General features: G+C 46.0%; 22 protein-coding genes. 1 reads left to right on the top strand and 21 read right to left on the bottom strand.

Annotated elements, in window-relative coordinates; translation table 11 throughout:
- Positions 1–93: 93 nt before the first annotated feature.
- From RM049_RS20190 to RM049_RS20110, 17 genes are all read right to left on the bottom strand, one after another.
- Positions 94–585 (bottom strand): hypothetical protein, encoded by a 492-nt coding sequence (locus RM049_RS20190; RefSeq protein WP_322705418.1) that lies wholly within the window; start codon positions 583–585, stop codon positions 94–96.
- Between the two features lie 221 nt (positions 586–806).
- Positions 807–1,211 carry a DUF302 domain-containing protein gene (locus RM049_RS20185; RefSeq protein ID WP_322705417.1) on the bottom strand — a complete coding sequence of 135 codons (405 nt, stop codon included), beginning with the start codon at positions 1,209–1,211 and terminating at the stop codon, positions 807–809.
- 86 nt (positions 1,212–1,297) lie between these two features.
- Positions 1,298–1,837, bottom strand: coding sequence for a nuclear transport factor 2 family protein (locus RM049_RS20180; RefSeq protein WP_322705416.1), 540 nt, complete (start codon positions 1,835–1,837; stop codon positions 1,298–1,300).
- Between the two features lie 227 nt (positions 1,838–2,064).
- On the bottom strand, positions 2,065–2,460 hold the full coding sequence (locus RM049_RS20175; RefSeq protein WP_322705415.1) for a DUF6130 family protein: 396 nt from the start codon (positions 2,458–2,460) through the stop codon (positions 2,065–2,067).
- A 339-nt stretch (positions 2,461–2,799) separates the two neighbouring features.
- On the bottom strand, positions 2,800–3,792 hold the full coding sequence (locus tag RM049_RS20170; RefSeq protein WP_322705414.1) for an alpha/beta hydrolase: 993 nt from the start codon (positions 3,790–3,792) through the stop codon (positions 2,800–2,802).
- Positions 3,793–3,957: 165 nt separating this feature from the next.
- A complete protein-coding gene (locus tag RM049_RS20165) occupies positions 3,958–5,397 on the bottom strand; it encodes an NAD(P)/FAD-dependent oxidoreductase (RefSeq protein WP_322705413.1) in 1,440 nt (479 codons plus the stop codon).
- 659 nt (positions 5,398–6,056) lie between these two features.
- The gene (locus tag RM049_RS20160; protein ID WP_322705412.1) at positions 6,057–6,911 is read right to left on the bottom strand and encodes an alpha/beta hydrolase; all 855 of its coding nucleotides are present in this window, start codon (positions 6,909–6,911) and stop codon (positions 6,057–6,059) included.
- A 37-nt stretch (positions 6,912–6,948) separates the two neighbouring features.
- The gene (locus RM049_RS20155; protein ID WP_322705411.1) at positions 6,949–7,698 is read right to left on the bottom strand and encodes a glucose 1-dehydrogenase; all 750 of its coding nucleotides are present in this window, start codon (positions 7,696–7,698) and stop codon (positions 6,949–6,951) included.
- Positions 7,699–7,739: 41 nt separating this feature from the next.
- Positions 7,740–7,868, bottom strand: a complete 129-nt coding sequence (locus RM049_RS20150; RefSeq protein ID WP_322674598.1) for a hypothetical protein — start codon at positions 7,866–7,868, stop codon at positions 7,740–7,742.
- Positions 7,869–7,899: 31 nt separating this feature from the next.
- Positions 7,900–8,361, bottom strand: coding sequence for a cupin domain-containing protein (locus tag RM049_RS20145; RefSeq protein ID WP_322674599.1), 462 nt, complete (start codon positions 8,359–8,361; stop codon positions 7,900–7,902).
- 123 nt (positions 8,362–8,484) lie between these two features.
- On the bottom strand, positions 8,485–10,062 hold the full coding sequence (locus RM049_RS20140) for a GMC family oxidoreductase (protein ID WP_322705410.1): 1,578 nt from the start codon (positions 10,060–10,062) through the stop codon (positions 8,485–8,487).
- Positions 10,063–10,207: 145 nt separating this feature from the next.
- Positions 10,208–11,020 carry an alpha/beta hydrolase gene (locus RM049_RS20135; protein ID WP_322705409.1) on the bottom strand — a complete coding sequence of 271 codons (813 nt, stop codon included), beginning with the start codon at positions 11,018–11,020 and terminating at the stop codon, positions 10,208–10,210.
- Between the two features lie 114 nt (positions 11,021–11,134).
- Positions 11,135–11,692 (bottom strand): DsbA family protein, encoded by a 558-nt coding sequence (locus tag RM049_RS20130; protein ID WP_322705408.1) that lies wholly within the window; start codon positions 11,690–11,692, stop codon positions 11,135–11,137.
- Between the two features lie 287 nt (positions 11,693–11,979).
- Positions 11,980–12,261, bottom strand: a complete 282-nt coding sequence (locus tag RM049_RS20125; protein ID WP_322705407.1) for a hypothetical protein — start codon at positions 12,259–12,261, stop codon at positions 11,980–11,982.
- Between the two features lie 271 nt (positions 12,262–12,532).
- Positions 12,533–13,162, bottom strand: a complete 630-nt coding sequence (locus tag RM049_RS20120) for a response regulator transcription factor (protein ID WP_322705406.1) — start codon at positions 13,160–13,162, stop codon at positions 12,533–12,535.
- Positions 13,163–13,170: 8 nt separating this feature from the next.
- A complete protein-coding gene (locus tag RM049_RS20115; RefSeq protein WP_322705405.1) occupies positions 13,171–15,948 on the bottom strand; it encodes a PAS domain-containing protein in 2,778 nt (925 codons plus the stop codon).
- Positions 15,949–16,229: 281 nt separating this feature from the next.
- Positions 16,230–16,835, bottom strand: a complete 606-nt coding sequence (locus RM049_RS20110; protein ID WP_322705404.1) for a DsbA family protein — start codon at positions 16,833–16,835, stop codon at positions 16,230–16,232.
- Positions 16,836–17,362: 527 nt separating this feature from the next.
- Here RM049_RS20110 and RM049_RS20105 point away from each other — a divergent pair.
- Complete coding sequence (locus tag RM049_RS20105) at positions 17,363–17,782, top strand: hypothetical protein (protein WP_322705403.1); 420 nt, start codon at positions 17,363–17,365, stop codon at positions 17,780–17,782.
- Positions 17,783–17,848: 66 nt separating this feature from the next.
- Here RM049_RS20105 and RM049_RS20100 read toward each other — a convergent pair whose 3' ends face one another.
- From RM049_RS20100 to RM049_RS20085, 4 genes are all read right to left on the bottom strand, one after another.
- Positions 17,849–18,478, bottom strand: a complete 630-nt coding sequence (locus tag RM049_RS20100; RefSeq protein ID WP_322705402.1) for a response regulator transcription factor — start codon at positions 18,476–18,478, stop codon at positions 17,849–17,851.
- On the bottom strand, positions 18,465–25,397 hold the full coding sequence (locus RM049_RS20095) for a protein kinase domain-containing protein (protein ID WP_322705401.1): 6,933 nt from the start codon (positions 25,395–25,397) through the stop codon (positions 18,465–18,467). Before RM049_RS20095 ends, RM049_RS20100 begins: the two co-directional genes overlap by 14 nt.
- Before the next feature lie 122 nt (positions 25,398–25,519).
- The gene (locus RM049_RS20090) at positions 25,520–25,759 is read right to left on the bottom strand and encodes a hypothetical protein (protein ID WP_322699613.1); all 240 of its coding nucleotides are present in this window, start codon (positions 25,757–25,759) and stop codon (positions 25,520–25,522) included.
- A 40-nt stretch (positions 25,760–25,799) separates the two neighbouring features.
- On the bottom strand, positions 25,800–25,995 hold a 196-nt coding region (locus RM049_RS20085), incomplete at its 5' end, for a hypothetical protein (RefSeq protein ID WP_322705400.1).

The following is a 25,995-nucleotide window of genomic DNA, read 5'->3' as shown; positions in this document are numbered from 1 at the left end:
AAAGACTAGCTTCTTGAGAGGGTTTAACGATCGTAACTCAAGATGCTTGCCCTAACTAGGTTTCAAAAAAGTGCATAACACCTGCTAGAAGATTCAACTTTTTTTACAAGCTTGCTTCATTAAGATACGGTTGTTTTTATACACCTCTAAAGTTCCAGACTGCGGGTTATCCAACGTGCCATCCCACACCCAGTATTGATAAATTCCACTCCGAAACTTATACACTCGAACACCTTCTGTCGCTTGGCTAGTTCCTTTGCCCAAACTTAAATTACCGTTGGGACTAGTGGCGCGATAAAGCAGTTCACCGTTCGTATACTTCTGCCAAATATTTACGTTGTAGCCGCCTCGGCATTTCGTACTCAGGATGATGCCAGCAGTAGAATCAGCAGAAGCTGTTAAGGAAAAATTAGCTAAGATACTTATTGGCAGAGCAAGAAGTAACGCGGATGTTTTCATAAGTTTTGTAAAATTAATAAGTTTGACATTCTTACCTACCAAATCCCAAGAAACCCTTTTTTCGTTCAAGACATCGTTTTGCGGATCGATGACAACTACTGCAATGTCATTCTTGTTGATGTTCATGGTTTTTCTCCTTGCTTGTTGATTTTCACCGTTCTCTTTCTTAAAAACTACCCGCGATATGCAGCGTTTTCCCAGTGATTCAGAATCAGAATATCTTAGTTGTCAGGGCGATCGCGGTGGGCGAATTATCTAGCAGTAGTCACCCCAGTTCAGACTTTGACACCACTGCTTAAATACTGTTTCAAAAACGCCAAAGTGCGATCGCGTGCTAATTCTGCAACTTATTTGCGATCGGCGGAACTAAGTGCTTGATTGATTAAAGGTGCAATGATAGCGATATTTTTCACCAACTCATCCGAGAGAGAAAATCGCTGTTTTAAGTAATTAGGATTGTTGTAACTCACCCACACCTTGCCGTCAGTCGCTTCCCATGCCAGTAGTTTCAGGGGTAAATCCAGGGCGATCGTTGCTTCTGCCACCATGAGGGAAGTTCCAGCTTTCGGGTTGCCAAACAGCAACAACTGTGTAGGACACAGGCTTAGTCCGACTTTTTCGGCTTCAGCCTGTTGATCGATACGGGCAAAAATGGTGATGCCTTTTACTTCAAGGACGGCTTCTAATCGATCAATGGTTACAGGCACTGAATATTGACTAAGCTGGCTAATGATGCCGTTGTTTGCATTCATAGCAGTGGATTTCTTGTAGGATAAAAACTAGGTGATATAGCCGTTGGGCTTTTCAAAGATTGAGGTCTGACAATTCGGGGTGATTTTCAAAGATTAAGGTCTGACAATTCGGGGTGATCGTCAGGACGACGACCTAGTATCCAGTGGTATTTGCGTTCGCTTTGGTGAATTGGCAGGTCGTTGATGCTGGCAATACGCCATCGCATGAATCCATGTTCGTCAAACTCCCAATTCTCATTGCCATAGGAACGGAACCAGTTGCCGGAATCATCATGCCATTCGTAAGCAAATCGGACAGCAATACGGTTGTCTTGAAAAGCCCAAAGCTCTTTGATCAGACGGTAGTCCAATTCTTTAAGCCACTTACGTGTCAAGAACTGAACGATCGCCTCACGACCAGATAAAAATTCTGAGCGGTTGCGCCAAATGCTATCCGACGTGTAAGCGAGTGATACTAGTTCAGGGTTACGTGTGTTCCAAGCATCCTCTGCAATTCGGACTTTTTGGATAGCGGATTCATTATCAAAAGGCGGCAGGGGTAGTCGAGAATTTTCAGGGTTGTTCATAGTATGTAAGTGATATGATGGCGATTCTCGTTCCGAGAGGCTTTGCCAACGTCTCAGCATGATTAGATTAAAATTACAGCAGATTTCAAGTTGGTGGAGTACACAAACTCGCGTCCCAAAGTCAGGTATGAATCCTGTTTTAATTCTGGATTCTGAATTTTGCTGTAAGTACGTGCCGGCCGAATTACCTCAAAAGCAGTTTAATACAGATCGACGACTACCACCCGCAATGTGCAGCGTTTCTGCAGAAGCCCCCGTCACAACTGCGATTTTTCCCTCTAGTTTTTTCATGATGATTTCTTAAAATCGGGCAGCGTGAACTCTACAGTTTCGCTAGTGATTACTTTGTGCGTGGGGTCAGCTAGTTCGATCAGCACCTTGTGTACGCCAGGTTCTAGTCCGACTAGGATGATCGTTTCCCCACTGGAATCTACAAAGTGCCACGGCGCATCGTCAACGGTGATATGGATATGACCGATGCGCGGCGATACTTCGAGGGCACCTTTGCCGAACACCGGCAACACGCGCAAATTCTCCGTCCGGTACTGGATAAAGACGCGTCCCTGTGCCAGTGGTTCGGGAAGCGGTGGATCGACAATCAGCTTGGGTGGTGCTTCGTTTTCAATCGCAATCAACGGTGATGATCCAATAATGTCCCTAGCGCTCGGTGTGTGGCTGTTCATAGCAGGTAATTACCTGAGAGTAGTTTGTATTACGATCCATTTAAAGGTGAAACGGCGCAGAGTCGAATGGTACAAAGAAAAGCCCAAAGGCTTGTTTAGTCTCGTTCCCAGTCTGAAGACTGGGAATGTATTCAGAATGGGCTGCTGCCTCTCGTCAAGAAAGAGGAGGCAGAGCCTCCCAGAATGGGTTCCCAGCCTCCAGGCTGGGAACCAGTTACAGCAAGGGCTGTGTCTTAACTTAGTGCCATTCTGCTTTACCCTTTTCCCCTGCGCTAACTCGGTAAGCAGCAAAGCGATGGAAGAGCGTCTTTTCCTTTCCCCAAAAACATCGATCGCATCCTATTGCAGATGTTTCTTCAATTCAGCAGCAGCTTGAACAAACAGAGAGCGGACTTCTGGCAGCTCGGCTAAACCATTGAGCAGTCCAAAGTCATGAATCATGCCGTTGTACTGCACTGTTGTCACCTCTACCCCAGCTTCATCGAGCTTGCGTCCGTAGGCTGTGCCTTCGTCATGCAAAATATCGCTCTCCGCAACCGCAATTAATGCTGGAGGCAAGCCTTTGAGTTGCTCAACCGTCGCTTGTAAGGGAGATGCGTAAATGTCTTTGCGCTTTTCTGGGTCAGGGATGTACAGGTCATACATCCACTTCATCGTGGGTACGGTTAGGTATCGTTTGTCGCCGAATTGATGATAAGAATTCGTTTCAAAATCGGCATCGACGATCGGCCACATCATGATGTGTAGCTTGATGTGTGGCCCTCCGTTTTCTTTTGCCTTCAAAGCAGTGACAGCTGTCATATTTCCGCCGACACTGTTGCCGACCACTGCCAAATTCTTGCCATCCACCCCAATTTCCTCACCATGCTCGGCAACCCATTTGGTCGCAGCATAAATCTCATTGATCGCCTGTGGATATTGAGCATCTGGCGTGCGCGTGTAGTTGACAAAGACCCCTGCAAACCCTGAAAGCACAACCAGATCGCGCACCATGCGCTTATGTGTTGGGTAATCACCCAGTATCCAACCCCCACCATGAATAAAGATGAAAACAGGCAATGTACCTTTGACGCCTTCCGGTCGCACGATATTGAGCGTAATCGAATAACCGTCAGCAGTAATTGTTTTCTCAGATTCTTCAATACCTGAAAGGTCTACTGGAACGGAAGCCTGTGCATCCACGAGAACTTGACGCGCTTCGAGTGGAGGTAATGTCTCTAGAGGCACACCTCCTGAGTTCAGCACTTTCAAAAATGCCTTCACTCCTTTAGAAAGACGTGGATCGTCTGCAACTTCCAAAATCTTTGCTTGTGAATTTACTTGAGCAACCATGACATTCTCCTTTGATAATTAGTAAACAATCTGTTGGAATGACACTGTTAAGTGAATTGGTTTAACAGTGATGCTCGACCGGCAGCGATCGTGAAATGGCGATCGCTTTCTACTGACATCGTTTAAGAGCCGGAATTATTTGTTACTGGTGAAAAGGTTGTCGACCTAGCGGGTCGCTGCCTCGATCGGTTGTTTCCACACCGCAGCAGCATAGAGCGAGTCCTCAAAATCGGGGGCAATATCGCCTGTGATACGTGCCTCATGATGCGCCCAGTCCTCAAAGAACAAGTCGTGACTGATGCGCGATACTATTGCAGGTACGTCGCGGCGGATGCTATGGATGTCACCAACTGGCAATCCGAAGCTGACCAAACCAGCAGGATTAAATACGTGAATGTCTTTCAGATAAGGGGCAGTGCCAGGTACTTTTTCTTGGTATTCGTGGGCGCTACCAAGGTAAGGATGTGCCCCCAAACCGTCGTCGCGTAGGCCTTCTGGTGGCTGGTAGCGATCGCGCCAGAGGGCAATATGCTGGGCAAAGTCGGCTAGTTCGGGACGCTTGGTTGGGTCAACGAAGTAACCAGTGCCAGCGATCGCAAAATCAAACTCGAAAACATCATCGTTCACCTGGATGGCAATGCGTTCGCCCAGTTTCCGTGCCGATTTCCAAGGTGCAGATAGATGGATGTGAAAGTTCGGGAAAGCGATCGCTCGCTCAATCGAGTTCGGGGGTGGCGCGGTGCCTGCTTGATGAAAGCGCCAAGCCTGGAGCCAACGGGCTGCATCGGGTAGTTGAGGATAGTTGTCGTAAGCACCAGGGTAATCCCGTATCCGAAGGACTGACAGAGATGCGATCGCCGATCGCCGTACAAATAGATGTACTGCCTTAGCTCCCGATTCCAGCGCCACTCCTGCTGCATCGAAAGCTGAAGCCGCCGCACCTAGCACCGCCACAGTCTTACCGCGCAGTGCTTCAAAATCGATGGCATCGGCGGTATGTGCGTACAACGTGCGGGGTAAGTCAGCCAGTATTGGAGGTATGTTCGGGCCACCCGTGCCAGCCACGCCATTGGCGAAGATAATTTTGCGTGTAGTCTCTACCTGTGGGACACCGTTTACCTCAAGGTGTAGGCGGAAGAAACCTGCGACTGGTTCAATCCGCACCAACTTCGTCTGGTAACGAACCTGAATACCCAGGAAGTGCCGATACCAACTGAGGTACTCAGCCCAAGTCACTCGCCCAATGCGATCGATCTTCGCGTAGGCTGCCGCACCGTGCCGCGCTTCGTACCAGGCTTGAAAGGACAATTCTGGGATGCCTAGTTCTGGGCCAGGCAGATGTTTCGGTGTGCGGAGCGTTCTCATCCGCGCTCGCGTCAACCACACGCCTGCATGATCCTCGTCATCGGCTGCATCAATCTCCGTCACGCGACCGATCCCAGCACGTCGTAGCGCAAATACAAAGGTGCTACCGCTACCGCTGCCACCTATGATAGTGACATTATGATCGATGCCAGGGCGATCGGGTACCCAGTTTTCGGGATCGGGACCGAGCAGGCGTAGTGCCTCGCGGGCAGCAAAATCGAAATTGCTCGTTGTTGTCATGTCGATCTCCTCAGATATCGTTGCGATGGATGAAAAAATCGGAATAGTAGACAATTAAGCTGTTACTAGTAGTACGCCAAGGCAACGCAAGCGGGGTAAAGGGGAAGGGTGAAAGGGACTCATGTTTTTTATCCCTTACCATGAGTCCCTTTACCGAATGGCACGCTTGTTAACGGCAAACCCATTATATATAAGGCTTTTGGGTGTGGGGTGTGGCTGAGTGGGTGTAGTAAGTCAGAAATTTATTTGTATCCCCACTCATATTTACTTTTCTTGATTTTTCTCTACACCCAACACCCTACCCCCAACACCCTGCCCAGACGAGCTTTCAGCTTTACAAGCGTGCCATTCGTCCCTTTTCCCTTTACCCAACCTCACAAGCGCATTTTTGGGTTGGCAGACCACTAGGTTCTTATTCGCAAGTTTGGATTCGCTAAAGCGTGTTATGAACAACTGCCAGAAGCTAGAAAAGGGTTCGTGTTGCTACCACATCGTTTAAAGCTAGAAATCCCAGGCTGTTTTCTAACGGTGCTGTATCGATTGCTGCCATGACCAATCCTCCTTAATTTTTCACTAAAAGCCCTTACAAAGGTAGGTATTTTTTATTTTTTTAGAGAATTGGTATAATCCATCATTGCCACCGATCGGGTGAGAACGGATTACAGCCGTGATGTGAGAAATTGATCGATATAGTTTGCGATCGCATCTCCATCCTCTTCCAGGGCAAAATGTCCGCTATCGAGTAGATGGAACTCAACGTCTTTCAAGTCACGCTGGTAGGGATAAGCACCGTCAGCAGGAAAAATGTAGTCGTTCTTGCCCCAAACAATCAGGGTAGGGGGTTGATGTTTGCGGAAATACTCTTGCCATTGGGGATAGAGCGGTGGATTCGTACCATAGCTATACAGCAGTGCCAGTTGAATCTCACCGTTGCCGGGGCGGTCAAGGAAATGTTGATCGATAGTCCAGGTATCGGGACTAATTGCTTCTAAATTGCGAACACCATTGGTATATTGCCACTTCGTCGCTTCTAAGCTGACAAGATATTTGAGCTTTTCAGCATTTTCAGGCGATCGCTCTTGCCAGTATGCTTTAATCGGCTCCCAGAATTCGCGTAGACCTTCCTCGTAAGCATTGCCATTTTGAACAATCAGAGATTGCACGCGCTCTGGATATTTAGCGGCAATCCGATAGCCAATCGGCGCACCATAATCCATCACATAAAGGCTGTACTTTTTGAGAGCGATCGCAGCAATGAATTTCTCTACAATCTCAGCCAAGCGATCGAACGTGTAATCAAATTCATTTACAGTTGGCATCGAACTGTTGCCGTAGCCAGGGTAGTCAGGAGCAACGAGATGGAATTTATCAGCGAGGGCAGGTATAAGATTGCGGAACATGTGGGACGAGGTTGGAAAGCCATGCAATAACAGAATCGTCGGATTATTACGAGAACCAGCTTCACGGTAGAAGATATCTAAACCATCGATTGAAACTGTGCGATATGTAGTCATGGGATTACTCTTTGTAAGCGATCAAAACCTTTTGACTTCAAATCTGTGCCATACCGCCATCGACAAACAACTCAATGCCGTTCACAAAGCTGCTGTCATCTGAAGCGAGAAAGACAACAGCTTTGGCAATCTCATCGGGTGTGCCGACTCGCCCCAGTGGGATGGTGCTGGCTTGGCTGTCCACAAATTCTTGCAACTGCTGGTCATTCAGTCCCAAATGATCGTAACCAGGAGTCGGAACCACACCAGGGCTAATGGCATTCACTCGGATCTTGCGTTCTCTGAGATCGAGTATCCAATTCCGAGCAAACGATCTCACGGCGGCTTTGGTGGCGCTGTAAACACTGAAAGCTGGCGTACCTTTTATAGAAGTAATCGAAGCATTCAGGATAATAGAAGCGCCCTCTGGTAACAGTGGCAGCGCCTTTTGTACGGTGAACAGCAAACCTTTGACGTTTACGTTGAATGTTTTGTCAAAGTGTTCCTCAGTGATTGCTCCAAGTGGGGCAATTTGTCCACCGCCAGCATTAGCGAAGATGATATCGAGGTGTCCAAGTTCAAGCTTAATGGTGGCAAACAGACGATCGAGGTCTGCTAGATTAGAAACATCGCTCTGCACAGCCGTAACATTTTTACCGATGGCTTCTACAGCAGCATCCAGTTCGGCTTGGCGACGACCTGTGATGTAGACATAGGCACCTTCAGCAACAAACTGTTTGGCTGTGGCAAGACCGATACCACTGTTGCCACCCGTGACAAGGGCGATTTTTCCTTCTAGTTTTTTCATTATGCTAATCCTTCGATTGTTGGGTTTAAAGCAGTCAGTTGCTAATAGAGAGCGGAGTCAGAAGGAAGAATGGTCAGTCCGTATTGGGGAGTAAGGGCGATCGTCTTTTGAATATCTGCATCTGTAATTGGGGGTAGGGGTGCAGTGGGATCGTTCGCTGGAGTCTCCACGATGCGAGGCTTATTGAATACTAACTAATCTCTAAGGGATATCTCCAGGTACACCCAGAATTTCGTCGCCAATTTCGGTAGAGATGCGAATGAACAATTCCAAATCAGGTGCCTCATTCTCGTTTAGCGTCCCTGTTGCAGCAATTAGTTGAGCAAAGGCACTGGGGGCAGAAACGACTAACGCACGAGCTGGTCGATCGCCGAGTGTAGCAACAACATGGGGTATGCCCATAGGAATCAGAACACTTTCACCTATGCCTAGCACAACCTTGTTTTTACCAAGCCAGACAGTGTACTCTCCTTGGAGCACATAAAGTTGTTCGGAATAGCGTGTATGGCGATGGGGTGGAGTCTGCATACCAGGAGGAGAATAGCCTTCAATCAGGTCGTATTTACCATCAGTCGTGGTGCGATCGGCGAGGATAGTGAGGCGAGAACCAAGAAGCCAGAACGATTGTGTCATGGAATAGATATTTCTAATGAATTGTGTCATGAATGCTCAAGCTTGCGACTCAAATAAAGCAGGCGTTCATACCGTCAATGCCAGTACGTCATAGAAACCGAGCGCTAAAGCGAAGCGTCCGATAAACTCTTGAAAAAAGAGATTTCCGAACTCCTAAATAGATGAGTGTGTCAGATTTTGAACATTAAGCTTGTTAAGAACACTTTGCGAAGTACGCTCCGCTTTAATTAAATCTGCTGCCTTCTCAGAAATCATGATAGTGGGTGCGTTTGTGTTGCCTGTGGTAATTGTTGGCATGATTGATGCATCAACCACACGAAGACCTTGAATTCCATGTATCCGTAGTTCAGGGTTTACCACTGCCATTGGGTCAATGCCCATTTTGCAAGTGCCAACCGGATGCCATACAGTGCTGCAAGTGTCCCGAATGTAAGCTTCGAGTGCTGCATCAATCTGAATTTGGGAACCCGGAGCAATTTCTTTGCCACGAAACTCATCAAAGGCACTGTTCTGAAACAATTGGCGGATTAATTTCACTCCCTCAACCAACTTCTGCACATCAGCTTGACTTTGTAGATAATTCATCCGTATGGTTGGTGGATCGTTGAAATTAGATGAACGCAAACGAACGCTGCCAACATTTTGGAGACGGGTAAGAGAGACTGCACCTGTAAATCCAAAATCAGCAGGAGTATAACCAGGTGACAAGAATTGAATCGGGCCGAAAAAGAACTGCAAATCGGGTGCAGCCTCCACATTCCCTTTGCTATGCAAAAATAATCCGGCTTCAACTCCATTACTGGTAATGGCAGGGTGTATATCTTGAGTAGCTGCTTGAACGACACAAGTGAGAATGTGATCCTGAAGGTTTTGACCGACACCCGGCAAATCTGCAATCACAGAAATTCCCATCGCTTGCAGATATTCTGCATCCCCAATACCAGAAAGCATTAGCAGTTTGGGCGAATCAAACGCACCCGCACTTAAAATCACTTCTTGGTTGACTCTGACCTGGTGGAGCCTACCTTCATGCAGATATTCTACTCCCACACAGCGAGTGCCTTCAAACAGCAATCGCGTCACCAATGCCCCAGTCGTTACAGTCAAATTGGGACGATGGAAAATGGGTAGAAGAAAAGCAGCAGCAGCACTGTGCCGTTTACCATCTTTGACCGTCAACTGATAAAGTCCTACCCCTTGTTGCTGTACACCATTAAAATCAGGATTGTAGTTGTATCCCATTGATACACAGGCATCTACAAAGCGTTGGGAAACCACAGCAGGGGACATCAAATCGGTAACGCTCAACTCCCCATCAACCCCGTGAAATTCTGACGCGCCTCGCTGCTGCTGCTCCGATTTCTTGAAATAGGGCAAGACATCAAGGTACGACCAACCGGGATTTCCTAATTCCTGCCAGCGATCGTAATCTTGAGGATTGCCCCGGACATACATCATGAAATTAATCGAACTGCTGCCCCCCAAGACTTTGCCACGGGAACAAAACATTTTGCGGTAATTCAGGTAGGGTTCCGGCTCAGAAACGTAACCCCAATCTACTTCAGAGCCTATTAGGCTAAAGCACTGCGCCGGAATTTGAATTTCTGGTTTTGTAGCTGGGTTGCCCGCTTCGAGGAGTAACACGGTTGTGTCACAGTCTTCGGTTAGACGATTGGCAACCACACAACCAGCCGAACCTGCACCAATTACAATGTAGTCATAATTAGTCATAAAGTTCTCTTCCTCTGTTATCTACAATGGATAAATGGAGTCAAGAATGAACTGATTTAAAGAGCGATCGCTGAAATCCTGTTAGTCAATAACTAGGTCTGTTCTATTTATTTGTACTGAGAAACTGCTTCTCTTACAATTGCGATTACTTTACAGCAGTGCTTGCTGCTTCAATCACTTTGGTAACTTCTTTTGGATGAGAGATAAAAGGAACATGACTGGAGTTAACTTCGGTTGTCTTAGCATTAATCCGTTTAGCCATAAATCGTTGAAGTTCAGGATTGATGGCCCGATCGCTTTGAGTCACGATAAACCAGGAAGGAATCGTTTTCCAAGCGATTTCATTCACTGATTGCTCAAAGGCTGCGCTGGCGATCGGCTTTTGGGTTGCTGCCATTACTCGCGCCTCAGCTTTTGATACGTCTTGGGCAAAAAATTCGTGAAACTTCCCGCGATCTACATAGAGAAAGTTTGCAGCATCAGATACGATCGCCGTACTAATCGGAGGTGCTGCGTACCTTTTATTCAAATCACTCGTCTTTTCACCGACATCTGGTGCGAAAGCATTAACATAAACCAAAGCTTTCACCTGTGAATTGCCAGCCGCCGCACCCGTGATTACATTTCCACCATAGGAATGTCCGACTACAACAACAGAACCCTTTTGAGCATCAATCACCCGCTTCGTCGTTGCCACATCATCAGCAAGCGAGGTCAGCGGAATCTGCACAGCAGTTACTCTATAGCCATCTTTCTCCAACAATGGAATAACGTGTTGCCATGATGTACCGTCAGCATAAGCCCCATGAACGAGAACGATCGCAGGTTTAGAGTTGGATGCTTGAGGTAATTCCTTGGAGGTGGCTGGTGTTGGATGCATTGATATGACAACGACAACACTTAATGCAAATAACCACAGCAACAATTTTTGAACTTTTTTCCATGTAAAAACTATCATTGCGATCGCCTCTGTATTCTTGCTAAATTGCTGAAATCTTTGGTTCTTGTTGTCCGTATAGAAGTTAGGAAATACTCTCTGCCGAAATACTTATTAAGATAAGCACTAAAAACATTAATCATTTGCAGCAACAATGGCTGCCATTATCTGCTTAACAGTCCAGCGATCGAGATAGCGAATTCCATTAATAAACAAAGCGGGCGCAGCCTCCACTCCACTTCGCAGTCCACCTTCGATGTCCGCATTGATCCGATTGACATACCTTCCCCTGGATAAATCCTGCAAAAATTGAGAAATATCAAGTCCTAAACGATTGGCATACTCCACTAGATAGCCATTTCCCAATTCCTGTTGATAGATAAACAGCATCTCATGCATTTGCCAAAACTGCCCTTGAGCCGCTGCTGCTTCTGCGGCTTGTGCTGCCCTTTGAGCATGTGGATGAATCTGAATTTGTGGAAAATGACGGAAGATAAAACATAAATAATTCTCCCCTAAAGAAACACTAAGTTGTCGCCCAATGACTTTAATCAGCCTGTCAACATTTGCACTCTCTTGAGATTGATAGTCCCCATACATCACCAACACTACAATCGCATTCAGTACACCTTTTATGCGATCTTGTGTTGAAGGTGGGACGAATAACAAACTGCGATCGCTCTCAAAACTCACTGAGACCTCCGAAAAAGAAAATGCTCATCGCCAGCGATCTCTTCTGAAATCCTTGTACTACCTGAGCTAAAATCTAGTTTTTGGAAAGGTCTAAATCATTCAGAAGAAAATTAGATGGTGCGTTAACGAAATGTAATAAGGTATACCAGAAACCTCTCTTCAAAGCCTCTTTCTACTTCGAGGAGAGGCTTTGAAATTCCCATTCCCTTGTAGGGAAGGGGGCTAGGGGGGTTAGGTTTCCGAGCCTCAGAAGTTACCAAAAATACTTTTCAAACATCCTCTAAGGCTTAAATACACCACCATGGCCGGCAGCCTGCTAGCAAAGTTTTTTTCTTATCTAGAGCAGCATTTCTATTTTGAGATTGAGTTTGTTTGATGCTGTAATTAATTTTTAGGGCATCGTCTCCTAATGTATTGTGCTTTTTAATCGCTGTGTTTAAGGTAGGTGCATTCAGATTATTCTCTAGAGTCACACCCTGATTGATTTTGGCAATAGCAGAGTTTCCAGAGAAAGCTATTGCGCCAACGATTACGACTCCTAAACCTTTAGCCAAATTCCAAACATGCATAATTGTATTCCGCCTTTTTTACCAATTCTAAATATTCTTTGGCATCAATTAACTAGAGGATTTCGCCGCCAGTGAGCAACTAAACGTTTACATACTTTTGTTGAAGCTTTGGCGGCTTTGTGTACAAATATATGCAATTAACTCTAACTTGTCGTCCTCTAAAAGTTGAAACTTTTGCTCAATAGAGTGATTGATAAATCAGTCCATCTCAAAATGGAAGGTTGCCTCCAACTAAAGTTGGAATCCAAATTTCAACTTGAGTACAACTTATTTACAAATTGACAATCCCACGCTTAACAGCAGTAATCACAGCTTGTGTGCGATCGCTCACGCCCAGTTTGCTTAAAATCCGATTCACATGAGATTTGACGGTACTTTCACCAATAATCAAAGCAGTCCCAATTTCCTGATTACCCATTCCTTGTGCCATCAAACGCAACACTTCCAACTCTCGTTCACTCAGTTCTGGATTGCTGATTCGCTGCAATAATTTTGCGCCCACTTCTGGCGGAATGTATTTCTGACCATTATGAATGGCGCGAATCGCATTCAAAAGCTCGCCAGGTTTAGCATCCTTAAGCAGATAGCCTTGAGCGCCCGCCTGTAAACCGCGATAGATATCTTCATCGCCATCGTAGGTTGTGAGTACCGCGATCCGAGCCTGCTTAAATTCAGCACAAATCGCCATAATGGCTTCAACACCTCCCATTTTGGGCATTCGTAAATCCATTAGTGTGACATCAGGTTGGTATTCTCGAAACAAGGCGATCGCCTGTTGCCCATCTTCAGCTTGAGCGATCGCTGTCATTTCTGGATCGCGGTTAATGATGGTTGCTAGACCCTTTCTGACTATGGCATGGTCGTCAACAATCAGCACCCGAATCGTAGTGGATTGGCTCATTGTAACTCTCACCCTCGATTGATAGTGACAATAATTTCTGTTCCTTGACCCGGTTGGCTTTGAATCGTTAGTTGTGCGCCAATGCGCTCTGCCCGTTCGCTCATTCCTAATAAGCCAAACCCACCGCTCAAAGGAGTGCTACCTACTCCAAAGCCCCTGCCATCGTCTTTAATCTGTAAGATACACTGTGTCTCGTTGTACACTAACTCAACCAGAATTTCGCCAGCACTTGCGTATTTAACCGCATTGGTTAATGCTTCCTGCCCAATTCTGAGTAAGTTATTCTCCACTTCAATTGGTAAGGAATAGGCTATACCCTGAGTTTCGCAAATCAGAGCCGTGTCGGTCGTTGCTCGCATTTGAGCCACAATACGATGCAAGGCACTCTCTAAATTACCTTCTTCTAGTAGCCGCGGACGGAGTGCTGATACGGATCGCCGTGTCCCTGCTAGCCCAGCGCGTGCTAGTTCCTCAATCATTTCCAGATGTACTTGGGTTGCTTCCGGGTCATCCGCCAGCACTTGTGTTGCTGCTCCAACTTGAAGCAGAATACCTGTGAAAGATTGAGCTAGTGTATCATGAATTTCTCGCGCTATCCGGTTGCGTTCTTCTAAGATAGAAGTGTGTTCAGCTCGTTTGCGATCGCTAATGTCTGTCATGAGACTGTAGAAACCTCTTACCTGAGCATTGTCATCGAAATCAGGAATAAAGGTGGCGCTGATGCACCGCTTATCATCAGGAAAAGGGATTTCTGCTTCTAGAGGGACAGTTTGCCCTGCAAAAACCTGATTAATATACGGCTCAACCCGTTCATAAACCGCCTCACCGAGCAGTTGACGAACAGGGTTGCCCAAAATTTGATCGCGGCTACGGTTGAACCAAACCTCGTATGTACGGTTGATAAATTGAAAGCAGCGATTGGCATCGACGTAGCTAATCAGAACGGGTAGAGCGTCGGCAATCAGTCTTAATTCCTGCTCCTGTAAGCGAAGCTCCTCGTAGACACCGCGTAGCTCTGCTTCGTTTGCCTGCAATGCTGTCGTTCGTTGGGCAACTTGTTGCTCTAGGGTGCGATTGTATTCTGCTAAAAGCTTCTCTGCTTGTTTACGTTCGGTGATGTCTTGAAAGGCTGCGATCGCATACAGAATGTTACCAGACTCATCAAAAATTGGAGTTCCCCAACTTTCGATCGGAATGATGCGATTCCCCTGGCGAATTTCGATATCATCCACACTGCCCTGTTCGCCGTTTAGCGCTCGCCTAATCATCAGTTGTTCGGTTGGGTAGGGGCGATCGGTTCCTGCCACATAGAGTTGATAGACCTCGGCAATTTGCTCTGGGGTGACAGACGGCAGCACGCCCTTGCCCAAGAGTTGGATTGCCTTCTGATTTGCGTAATAAGGGCGGCCTGTTGCATCCATAACTACAATTCCTACCGGAACCGACTCTAAAATTTTCTGGAGGCGGGTTTCACTTTGGGCGAGGGTCTGATTTAAAGACTCCATTTTGGCAAATGCGATTTGAAGCTGCTGTGCCATCTGGTTGAACGATCGAGCCAGTTCGCCCAAATCCCCCGATCGCTCAATTTCTACCGTCTGATTCCATGCACCGTCTGCTAGCGCTTTTGCCGATTGACTGACGCTGACAATCGGTTTAGCGATCCATCGGGCAATCAAAATGCAGATTGCAATGCCAAGCAGCAAAACCGCAACACAAAGCAGAATCGTCGTGCGGATGCTTTGATTAATCTTGGCCATGAAATCGGATTCAGGCAACACCGTGACAATCAGCCAGTCTAGCCCACGAGTATCTTTAAATGGCATCACCTGAAGCAACTGCCGCCTACCATCAAAATTAAAATCAAGCTGTTCCGCAGTCTGGATCTGCCACAAATCGCTGAAATGCTCGCGCAAATAGGCAGCAGTAGCTCGGACGGTTGGGTTACGGCTCTCAACTGCGGACAATCGATTTGCTGCCGCCCCACCACTTATGATCGCCTCTCCGGTGGAGGTGGCAACCAGTTGCCCCGATCGCTCTAGAATAAAGGCGATGCCTTTCTTGCCAATTTGCAGGCTAGCCAAAAAACGGCTCATCTCATTAGGCAGAAATACATCGGTGGCGCAGACTCCCAACAGCGCTCGATCGGCAGTGCTATAGACAGGCGTACTGGCGGTGATCGTTGGCAACTGGCTAGCAAAGTCGGCATAAATTCCACTCCAGATTGGTTCGCCTGCCGTCACTGCTGCTTTATACCAGGGACGAACCCGCGCATCGAAAGCTTTGTTGCCTTGACTGATTAACTGGTCTCGCTGACCATTGCGATCGAGGCTGTAGCCGTAGAGTTGACGATCTGTAGCAACATTACTCGACCGCAGTTCAATTGAGCGATCGCCAGGGCTACGTCGCACCCCTAGAAGAGAACCTTTGCGATCGCCACAGTAGATATCACTCACCATTGGATAAATCTGAATTTGCTGCCAGAGTGGAAACTCACCTTTGACTGCGCTAGGGTCAATTTTTCCCTGAGCGAAGGTGCTGGCATTGAGCCGATTGATGTTATGGGGTATCTCGGTATAGGTTTGTAGTTTGCCTTCGATCCGGTTCGTCAGTTCGCGCCGCAGTTGACTGGCGAGATCGTTGATGGCTTCCTGTCTATTTTGGAAGGAAAAATACCCCACTAAGCCGACTGTCACCAAAGTTTGCAGCACAAACGGCACAATCAAAACCGTCTGTAATGGCACCGTTCTGGAAACTTGAGCTACAACTTGCTTGAGAAGACTGCTCATCAATCAGATTCCTCATTTATGGCAGTTCGCGCACGTTAGTCCATTTATTGACCAAAGAAAGGCAGAGGGCAGGAGGCAGGAGGCAGAAGGAAGAAATACAATTTTTGCCCTCTGCAATCAAGGGACACAAGCCCCTAAATTTATTTATGAAAAAATAAATAAATTTGTATAACGAGTGGCGCAGCGCATATTTACTGTGTCAAAAGTTAAATCCCCTAAATTTATTTATGGGGATTCCCTTCTGCCCTCTGCCTTTGTACTTCTGCCTTCTTAAGAAAATACTAGCCATGAGAAGCTCCAATGATCGCAACAAGTAGCGGCTCAAGCTCTAAAGCGTCTCTATAACGCACACCATTGATAAATAAAGCTGGAGTGTTAACTACCCCACTATCCATTCCGCTAGCAATGTCTTGATTGATGCGATCGACATGCACTTTTTGGGCAATCTCTCGAATAAACTGAGTTACATCAAGCCCTAAATTGTCAGCGTATTCTGCTAAATACCCATCTTCTAGCTCTTGATGATGCTTCAATAACATCTCGTGCATCTGCCAAAACTGCCCTTGTGCTGCTGCTGCTTCTGTCGCTGCTGCTGCTTTTTGAGCTTGAGGATGGATTTGAGGTTGAGGAAAATGTCGGAATACAAAGCATAGAGAATCTCTCCCGGATAAGGTCGCCTCAAGGTGGCGTTGAATTGCCTGAATTGAGGTATAAAGTTCACTACATTGGGGACACTGATAATCCCCATACTCAACAAGCACAACGCGAGCATTCAACGATCCTTGTCGATGGTCTTGCTCAGAAGGAGGTACAACTAATTGATTGCGCTCTGCTTCGCAGTTACCGCAAGGGTCGCCAGGTGTGTCGTCAGGAATAACATCGCTCATTCTAAATCTTTGAGGAAAAGAGATTCATCGTGTGCACTCTGAAATTTCTTTCCTTCAAGCCTATAATCGTTTGTATGAGTTTAATGTATGAGACTTGCTTAGACTTGTCGTCAATTCAGGGTCTGTATTTTAATCAACAAAATGATTGAGGATGAGTCAATTTGAGGGAGTAAAACGAATCAAACTCAGGTTTGATTGCCTCACAGACTAAAATATGATGGTTAACCCAGGCAGAAGTACCATCTTTGCTTTTACCTTAAAGAGCGAGAAGGCTCTCACTTACCGCAAAGCGGAAGTGATGAGATGAATTGCCTGTGAGTTGAAGACAGTCCTTTGACCAAATTTCCCCGCAGGGGAAACAGAGAAAAGTTTATTATCCATTCACAGCTTATACCTAGAGAGCTTTTTTGCACCCTACATAATTTTTTAAACACCCTCTTAAAATAGTTATACGGAAAATTCCCTATAATACCCGAATATGAATGTTATATAGAAAGTTTCCGCATAATAAATAGTTAGGCAGCGTGATGGATGACGGTTGGAAAGGTGTCAACGAGGCGCTGAGGCGCTTTGGGCTTCCGGCGAAGCACGCCGACCGCCCGGCGATTGTCGCGGCACTGCGTGAGCAGATCCGACTTGAGGCCAATGAGGTCGGCGACCAGTTCCTGATGCGCCTCCTGTGCGCCCAGCTTTTCTCGCTGGGTGTGGTCGAAGACTCCCTGTTGGTTTGGGAGGCGAAGTCCTGCAACTTCGATACACACTGCGGGATTGATGTCCAGTTCCTATGTGGAGCGGGTTTGAAGCAGACCAAGGAGTTCCTCCGCGCCCACGGCAGTGACCCGGCACAGGATGCGTTGGAGTACATCGCCCGATGTGACTGCGACTTCGCCGACTTCTCGGTCGGGCCCGCCCTCCGACAGGCGCAGGAGTTCTATCAGGTGGCATGACTTGCTGCGGCTAACCGGCCGCTGAACGTCGGTTCGTTAGGCAGCCATAAGGTCGGTGTAGGTAGTTCACAAGCTAGCAATTCCGCGTTTCAACGCAATAATGGCTGCTTGGGTGCGATCTTTGACATCTAGCTTGCTTAAAATTCGGTTGATATGAGTTTTCACTGTACTTTCACTAATATTGAGAGCAGTGCTAATTTCCTGGTTGCTCATTCCCTGCCCGACTAACTGGAGAACTTCTAACTCACGATCGCTCAGTTCTGGAGCAGTCATCCGTTGGACTAGCTTGGCAGCCACGTTGATGGGAATATACTGTTGTCCCTTGGTCACTGTCCGAATTGCTGTCAATAGTTCCTCTGGCTCAGAGTCCTTCAGTAAATACCCCTTTGCCCCGGCTCGTAATCCTCGGTAAATCTCTTCATCGGTGTCATACGTGGTCAGCACAATAATTCGGGCATTGGGAAATTCATTGCAAATAACAGTAATCGCCTGAACACCTCCCATCTCAGGCATCCGTAAATCCATCAAAGTCACATCAGGTTGCTGTTGCTGAAAAACTGCGATCGCCTCATGCCCATTTCGCCCCTGACCAACAATGACAATATCTGGAGCCTCCTCTAACATTCCGATCAAACCCTGGCGGACAACAGGATGATCGTCCACAACCAGAACGCGAATGCTACTAGGCTGATTCATGCTGACTTAATCCCCGATTAATGGATACCGCGATTTCTGTCCCTTGCTCTAAGTCACTTTGAATCTTTAATTTAGCTCTAATGCGTTCAGCCCGTTCTGCCATCCCCAGTAGACCAAAGCCATTCCGCATCGCCTGGTTTTCTACATTAAATCCCTGCCCATCGTCTTTAATTCGCAAGCTGCATTGGGTCGGTTCATAGATCAGTTCAATGTGGATTTTACTTGCAATAGCATGTTTGATTGCATTTGTCAAAGCTTCCTGCCCAATCCGAAACAGATTATTTTCCAGATCGGAGGATAGGGGATAGGGCGTACCCATGACTTCGTAGACGATTTGGGTTGCGATCGAGGAGTCTAATTGAGCAGTAAGATGGCTTAAGGCATCCTGTAAGTTACTGCTCTCTAAAAGGTATGGGCGGTGTAGTGCCTCTACTGAACGACGTGCCTCCGCAAGCCCAGAACGGGCTAAGTCGAGGATCTGAGTCAGGAGAGTTTGCGCTTTTTCTGGGTCTGCCGTTACCTTATTGGCGGCAGAGCGAGCATGAATGATAATACCTGTAAACGCTTGGGCTAAAGTGTCGTGAATTTCCCGTGCCATGTGATTGCGTTCTTCTAGAATCGAGGCTTCTTCAGCTCGTTTGCGATCGCTGATATCTCTTGCCAGCCAAATGACAGAATGTTCTGAGATGGGCGAGATGCGAGTTGCAAACCAGGTTTTCCACCCTCCCACGATCGAGCTATACTCAACCGTTAGGGGCTGCTGAGTGCTTAATGCTTGCCGAATACAGGCAAGAAATGTATCGGCTTGCGATCGCTCAAAAATCTCGGAAAATGTTCGACCCACCTGTTCGTCAATCGGGTTAGATAATTTCTCTGACTCGATCAGGCTTGCTCTCAAAATCCGCCCTTCTGCATTTACTACCAAAAGCGGATCGGGCATTGCACAAAAGAGCGCCCGAAGTTCTGCTTCGGAGGCTTGCAACGCTTCTTCTGCCTGTTTGCGTCTAATTCCTAATGCAATCTCGCGGGCTGAAAACTCCAACGCCTCAAAGTTGGACGACGGAATGGGATGTCGAGTAAACATCCCTATCACGCCAACAAGCTGCTCATCCAGCAGTATCGGATAGCCCGCAAATGCCACCATGCCTTCTCGTTTTGCCCATTCTTTATCAATGGATGATTCATCAAACACATTGTTAGTCAACAGAGGACTGCGTTCTTGAGCAATTCGTCCAACTTTGAGGCTACCTACAGGAATTCGACTGTATTCACCGTCAAGACGGGTATACATCCCCACACTGGCTTGTAACTCCAAAACATTATTGTCTTTATTTAGCGTCCAAATCCGAGCAAATGCCGCATTAAAGTGCTTAACAACGGCTTGGGCACAGCGATGCAGTATCAAGGGCAAACTAGCACTTTGAGCCAAGGCACTATCCACATCGGCGCGAAAATCGGAGAGGATTGCCTGTTCCCGAAATTGAGCCTCGGACTGACGCAACACTTCTTCTGCGTGTTTGCGTTCGCTAATATCTGTCATGAGGCTGTAGAAGCCTCTCACTTGAGCATTGTCATCGAAATCAGGGATCAAGGTCGCGTTGAGGCATCGCTTGCCAAGTGGAAAAGGGATCTCTGTTTCTAGAGATACCGTTTGCCCTGTAAACACCAGATTAATGTACGGCTCAACTCGTTGATAAACCGCCTCACCGAGAAGTTGGCGAACAGGGTTGCCCAGAATTTCATTGCGGCTACGATTAAACCAGACCTCATAGGTATGGTTGATGAATTGATAACATCGATTGGCATCTACATAGCCGATCAGCACTGGTAGAGCATTGGCAATCAGTCGTAATTCCTGTTCCCGATGGCGCAATTCTGCTTCACTTTGCTGTAAAGCTGCCGTTCGTTGGGCTACTTGTTGCTCCAGGGTACGATTGTAATTGGCTAAGAGATGTTCGGTTTGTTTGCGCTCTGTGATATCTTGAAAGGCTGCGATCGCATAAACCACATTGCCCTGTTCGTCAAAGACTGGAGTTCCCCATGCCTCAGATGAAATAGTTGCGTTGTTTTGGCGAATATCTATATCGTCAGTCCTGGTGCGTTCGCCACTCAACGCCCGGATAATTGGCAGTCTCTCTGACGGATAGATTTTATCCGTTCCCGTCACGTAAAATTGATAAATTTCTGAAAGTTGTTCCGGTGTCGCAGCAGGATCGACGCCTTTACCCATAAGCTCAATTCCCCGCTGATTGACATAGTAAGGGCGACCTGTCGCGTCAATAATGCCAATTCCCACTGGAATCGCTTCTAAAAATTGAGTCATCTGACTTTCGCTAGCGCGGAGCTTTGAGTAGAGTTTGGCATTCTCAATTGCGATCGCTGCTTGAGTAGAAAGTAGATTCAGAACTTGCGATCGCGTAGCGTCTCCTAATGCCTCCGGCACGCTTGCGCGAACGGAGACTCGATCTGGTGTAAATGCTCCAGCCGCTAATTTATTTTCTAGATACAACACGCCCACTAGCTTACCTTGATTGAGCAGAGGTAAACATAAAATTGATTGAGTTTGATTCTGTTGAATATATGGCTCATTAATAAAATTACCTTCACGAGTAGCATCATTTAAGATGACAGATTCATGAGTACGAATAACATAATTAATAATTGATTCAGGTAGATGATTTGCAGGTGGGATAGATTGCAGCACTTGTGTAGCATAGACATTCTCACCCTCATTAAGTTCACTAGAAGCTTCAATCACCCATTTTCCTGAGTTCTCTAAAATCAAAAATCCTGTTTGTGCGCCAGCATTTTCGATTAATATCTTCATCAAGGAACGGAGCAGCCGATCTAGTTCAATTTCGCTCGAAATCGCCTGAGTTGCCTTCATTACTGCCGTTAAATCAAAAGCGATGTGTGAGGTATTAGAAGTGGTTTCAGCAGTAGTGCAGATTGGTGTGGAAGCCACGCTGGATAAATGAGGAAAGAACTGCGGATAGCGAGCTTCTAAATCTCTCACTTTCGCAGTTGCTCCCCACCGTTCATAGCAGTAGTGAGCTTCTTTCATGTAGGTTTGGGCGATCTTTTGCCGACCTCGCACCAGATAATGTTTAGCAGCTAACTCGTATGCTAACGCCTCTTCCTGGATATATTCATTTTCCCTGGCTCCTTGAATTGCTTGTTCATAGAATTCCTCTGCTTCAAACCACTGACTGAGAACTCGTGCAGTCTCTGCTTGCACCAGATGATATTTATGCAAACAATTCATTGGCGCATACTGTGCCCATTGCTTCATTTTCTCCTGACTAACCGTAACTTTTTTCAAGATTTCTGCCTGCACTTGAGTGCCGCTTTCAGAGTATATGGCGAGTCTTGCCAGCGCATCATATAGATAGTAAAAAGGAGCAACAGGTGTGCCTGTTATTCGGATTAAATAACGTTCTGCTATGGTTGAGTTTTCAACTGCCTGAGCGTATTCAGAAAATAGGTAACACAGGATAAGTTTATTGAAATAGACATCAAAGGTTGACGTTCCATCATTTGCTGTTTCATGTTGTGGCAATCCATTTTCTTCATTGTAGAATTCGCCAACTAGGCGAGTTGGGCTGACCGAAAAGCCCATCAAATTTGCGATCGCCTGATGATATATTTGGTTCCAGGTTAGCGCCGTTTTCTGTTTGATTTGACGAATTGCTTGATTGTATTTCGTCATCTCGCGCTCAACTTCTACGAGTTCATTTCCAACTGCGTAGAATTGGAAGCAATAACAATGAGCACAATAAGCAGCAAACTCTAAATCTCCAACTTCTAAACCTTTTTGGTAGGCTTCTAGCAAGGGCTGGATTGTGTTTTTAATATGCTTTTTCCAATGAATAATAAAGTTATTCACAATGAGTAATGTTCTAGCTCTGAGAGAATGAACATTAAGGTGTGACAATAGATTTAGAGCAAGTTGTCCAAACTCGTACCCAATCTCAATGTTCCCACTCGTTCCACAAAGAATTAATCCGTAAAAAGCATAGGCAAAGGGAGATACAACAGCATTACCAGATTGAATTGATAAGTTTACTTGTTTAGACACAAGCAGAGGCATCAAATCAGGAGCCGCAACATAGGCAGCGATCGTGATGCTTGATAAGATTCGCATCGCCGCCAACTTCTCCGGTTCGGTCATTTCCGGCAAATGGAGCAATTCCTCGATTGGCTTCTCGCCAATGAGTGATGCGATCGCATCTAGCTCAAGCTGAATGTCTGACTGAGTTGGCGTTTCAGGAAAACTGATTCCCAGTTGCTGTAAAACTTGCAATCCAGTGTTGATTGCTTCTAATGGCTGGTTCTGCGCGATGTCAGTTTGAATTTTGACTTCGTAAACTTTCACGATGTCGAGAACCGTTTTGGCTGCTTGCAGAACGATCGCCGCCCAGGATTCTACCTGCTCAAACTCGCCACACAAATACGCGACTTCTGTTGTTTGGGTATATAATTCTAAGGTCAGTTCATAGTTAGTTTGCCAACTGGAGTCTGCCAGCCATGCTCTACCTCTGGCTAAATAGTTTTGAGCCACACTATAGGCGATCGCAGCTTTTGCTTTTTGTCCTGCGATTAAATTTAATCTAGCAATTTCATTGCGTTCTAGTCGATCTGTGACAAGCTCAATTCCATGATTAAGATGATCGACAATTTCAAACAGTCGGTCTGATAGTCTCTCTAGCAAAGTTTTTTGGAGGAGATTGCGACCAATTTGTAAATGAACAATTTGCTTTTGCGACTCATCGATTAAGGTGTATGAGGCTTGTTGCACGCGATCGTGCAAGAACTTATACTCTTGAATTAACAAGTTTTCATCTAATTCAGATAGTGGTTGAATTAATCCACCTTGTATGGCTGTTAGTAAATCTTGAAAAACCGTTTCATGTGGTCGATCGCAAACAATCGACAACGTATCTAAATTAAATTCAGCACCGATACAAGCTGCTAACTGGAGAATTTGCTGTGTGTTTTTTGGTAATTTATTTAACTGAATCAGTAGTAACTCCACCACATTATCGGTAATATCCTGGGCTTGAATATCAGCTATGTTCCATTGCCAGCATAAGTTTTGTGCATCAAATGTCAGCAGATTTTCGCTATGCAGCATTCTCAAAAATTCACTGACAAAGAAGGGATTGCCCTCAGTTTTACGCAACATCAACTCAGCTAATGGACGAACGATGTCTGCATTTCGATGTAGCGTCTCGGCAATCAACTGACTCAACGGCTCAAGAGTTAAGGGTGCTAAGATAATTTCTTGAAGCACTGCCCCTTGTTTTCGCACTCTCTCTAGCATTAATGCTAATGGATGCGTTGGATTTACTTCATTATCTCGATAGGCTCCAATTAAAAATAGTGATTTGGTTTGCTCATCCAGTAGCATCAACTCGATTAACTTCAGCGTTGTTGAGTCTATCCACTGCAAATCATCTAAGAAGATCGTAAGGGGATGTTTTTTTGAACAAAACACCCGCACAAATTGCCCAAAAATCCGATGAAAGCGATTTTGAGCTTCGGTTGCTCCCACTTCTGGTACAGGCGACTGCTTGCCGATAATTAATTCAACTTCGGGGATCGCATCAATGATGATTTGTGCGTTGTTTCCCAAAGCTGTAAGTAAGAGCGATCGCCACTGTTGCACTTGTTCGTCTGGTTCACTGAGCAATTGCTGTACCAATTTTTGCAGAGCATCTGCGATCGCACTGTAGGGAATATTGCGCCCAAATTGATCGAACTTCCCAGAGATAAAATAGCCGCGCTTTTGGGTGATTGGTTTATAGATTTCTTGCACTAACGCAGATTTACCTACTCCCGCATAGCCAGATACCAACATCATTTCGACTTGGAATTTTGATTTGCCTGTTTGTTCCCTTTGTGAAGTTGTTTCTGAATTGTTTGGTAAAGAAGCAACGCGATTTGACTCTGGACAGGCTACACGATCAAACGCCGCCAGTAACATTGCAACTTCCTTATCCCGTCCATACAGTTTTTGGGAAATTTGAAACTGACCCGAAACGTCTTGAAGCGCCAGTTGAATACTAGAGATTTGACCGATTTCTGCTAATTGTTCAGCACAGATTTCTAAATCCGCTTTGATTCCCCAAGCACTTTGATAGCGATTTTCTGCATTTTTCGCCATCAGTTTGAGAATGATATCTGAAACTGGCTTGGGAATTGTTGTATTTATTTCATGAGGCGGAATAGGATGTTTGGCAATATGACAATGGACTAGCTCCAGCACGTCTGTGGTGGGAAATGGTAGTTGTCCGGTGAGCAGTTCGTAAAATGTCACACCAAGGGAGTAAAAATCGGTGCGGTAATCGAGTAAACGGTTCATCCGCCCGGTTTGCTCTGGAGATAGGTATGCGAGTGTCCCTTCTAAAACATGAGGACTTTTGAAAGTCGGATTCGTGCGGTTAAATTGGGTAGCAATTCCAAAGTCAATAATTTTGACAACTCCAGTATCTAGATTAAGGACTATGTTTCCAGGGTTGATATCTTTATGAATGATATTGGCTGCATGGATTCTGCCTAGAATGTCGGTGAGAGCGATCGCAAGATCAAGAAAAGTCGATAAAGGCATGGGGCAGAAAATATCTGGACGCTTTTGCATCCATTTCTCTAGGGACTCTCCCCCAAAATCTTCTAAGATAATCACCAGAGTGCGTTGATAGTCTTGCTGACTGTATGCCTTCACCACTCCCTCCACTGTCAGGGAACGGGTAATTTTATATTCCTGTCTGTAGCGGGTTAGTTCTTGAGGAGAAGGATAATCAAGCTTTAGCATTTTTACGGCGATCGCTACTCCATCGTCTCTGATGCCCCGATAAACTAGAGAGTTAGAACTTTCATATATCTTGTTTTGAATGGCAATACCAGGTAGAGCAATCATAGAGCAACTCTTGAGAGTATGATCTGGCATAACTTAAACTATACAGCAATTCTTATTCTGAGAATTATTACTTGCTGTTTGCTCCCATCGAGAATAAGTTTGATGAAATAAGAGATTGATAACTAAACTTTAATTTTTGACTTCAAAACATTCAACACTTTTTCTTCCAACGCCGTCAAATAAGCCCGATTCAGCTTTCCTAACGACTCCAAAAACTTCTGTACCGATTCCTCCAGCCCACTAGAATACACCCGATTGATGCGTAGGCGTAGCCCGCCGCAGGCATCGCAATTACCAACGTCAGTGATGATAGCTCCAGCGATCGCAGTTAAGATTATGGGAATTCTCCACAATGGCTTCATGTTGCAACAATAATTGTTGCAATATTAAGAAATCACAATTTTAACCGCACTGAACATTTATTAGCGATTGTTTTTTCAACTTATGTAAATAGCTGAACATTGCTACAATCAAGGCATTTACGCGTCCGCAGCTTTTCACCTTCCCCCCACCCAGCCCCATCAGCCCGGAAATACACGTAATTTTTATATAGGACTCATATTTGATTGCGTGAAAAAAACTCAGTACAGCTTTATTC

The organism is Nostoc sp. DedQUE04, assembly GCF_034530995.1.
GTDB lineage: Bacteria > Cyanobacteriota > Cyanobacteriia > Cyanobacteriales > Nostocaceae > Nostoc.
Note: the sequence above shows the minus strand (reverse complement) of the source record. Positions and strands in the feature narration are given on the sequence as shown.